The 1,299-nt window shown below is 64.9% G+C and carries 1 protein-coding gene; it reads left to right on the top strand.

All coding sequences use genetic code 11. The features are described from left to right. Positions 1-202: 202 nt before the first annotated feature. On the top strand, positions 203-1,195 hold the full coding sequence (locus ACIQCZ_RS42590) for a hypothetical protein (RefSeq protein ID WP_402291600.1): 993 nt from the start codon (positions 203-205) through the stop codon (positions 1,193-1,195). Positions 1,196-1,299: the final 104 nt, after the last annotated feature.

The following is a 1,299-nucleotide window of genomic DNA, read 5'->3' as shown; positions in this document are numbered from 1 at the left end:
AACGGTTCCAGCTTCGGACCACGACGCGGTGCTGGCACACCCGAAGAAGCACTCATGCATGAACTAACGACGAATCTCCGGCGCAGGACACTAGCACTCCTGTCTGAGGGTGAGCCCGCGTGGAACCGCGACGTCTGCTGACGCCGTCCCACAGCACAGGCCACGTCGTGCGGCCTGTCATAGCCTCAACAACGCGTGCATAATGAGTGGACGGAACGCGGCCTCCCGTTTCAAGTTCCTGCTTGCGCTCTGCGGCGGCGGATGCATGTATGTGAGTCGCGATGCTGGCTCCTGGGTGCTCACGGCATTCACAACCCTCCCCTTCCTGCTGACCCTCGCCTTCACGGTTGCTCCAGTCGGTTTGTACATCGACGATTGGGGGCTGCGGCTCCGTTTCCTCCATCGTGTGGTGCGCCGACCTTGGCAGGACATCGACGACATCAGGCTCGTCTGGGACGAGTCGCACGAGGTTTTCTATCTCCAAGTGCGCACGTCGTCCACGGCCCGTGGCTGGCCGCTACCCTACGATCCGGCGACCGGCGCCTACAGGATGGATCTCAACCTGATCGACTTCACGGTGCCGGAGTTCTCTGCGGCTTTCCGCAGATTCGCCGGACCGTGCTGGCAGGGCGAGAAGGCAGAATCGGACCTGGCTCACGCCGTACCGGATGCGGAGGCATGCTACTCGGGCCGGTTCGCGGGACCGGCGACCGCTCTGACCGCGTGGGTTCTGCCCGCGGCCCTGTTCGCCATCGGGATGTGGGGCGCAATGGCATGGACATGGGAGATCGACGCCATGCTGCCGTGGTTTGTCGCTACAGGGTGCGCCCCACTCCTCGCCCTCCTCTTGCGGCCGAAGCTTGAACTCAAACTAGGCCGCGACGGTTTCACATTGTCGGCGGGGCGGCGCCGTACTCACGTAGCCTGGCAGGACGTGAGTCGTGTGACCGTAGTGCGCCCCGGCTGTGCCCCCGAGTCCGTCGCGTCCCTGGTCGTCTGGTTCAGGGACGGGGCGCCGGTTCCATCCAGATGGCGCTGGGGCAAGTGCTTCGAGCCCTGGTCCGGCGGGGTGCGGATAACCAGGTGCCACGCGGCTGGGCTCACCTCAGTCATGGTCACCCCAGCCCAGCTGGACCGGTCCTTGCAGCACTTCGCTGGAGCCGCCTGGCAGCCCCATACGCCGCAGGCGACGTGACCCCTCCAGACTAGGGTCTGTTTCTCGGATCTCCTGACAGGGGTGGGGTGTTGAGGTCAGGGTGGTGGGATGGGACGTGGGGATCTGACGAATGCGGAGTGGGA

Source organism: Streptomyces sp. NPDC093149 (assembly GCF_044754145.1).
In the GTDB taxonomy this organism is placed as follows: Bacteria; Actinomycetota; Actinomycetes; order Streptomycetales; family Streptomycetaceae; genus Streptomyces.
Note: the sequence above shows the minus strand (reverse complement) of the source record. Positions and strands in the feature narration are given on the sequence as shown.

Bases quoted from the DNA above. Each gene is read 5' to 3' on its own strand.
- ACIQCZ_RS42590 (WP_402291600.1), top strand. From the start codon at position 203: ATGAGTGGACGGAACGCGGCCTCCCGTTTCAAGTTCCTGCTTGCGCTC.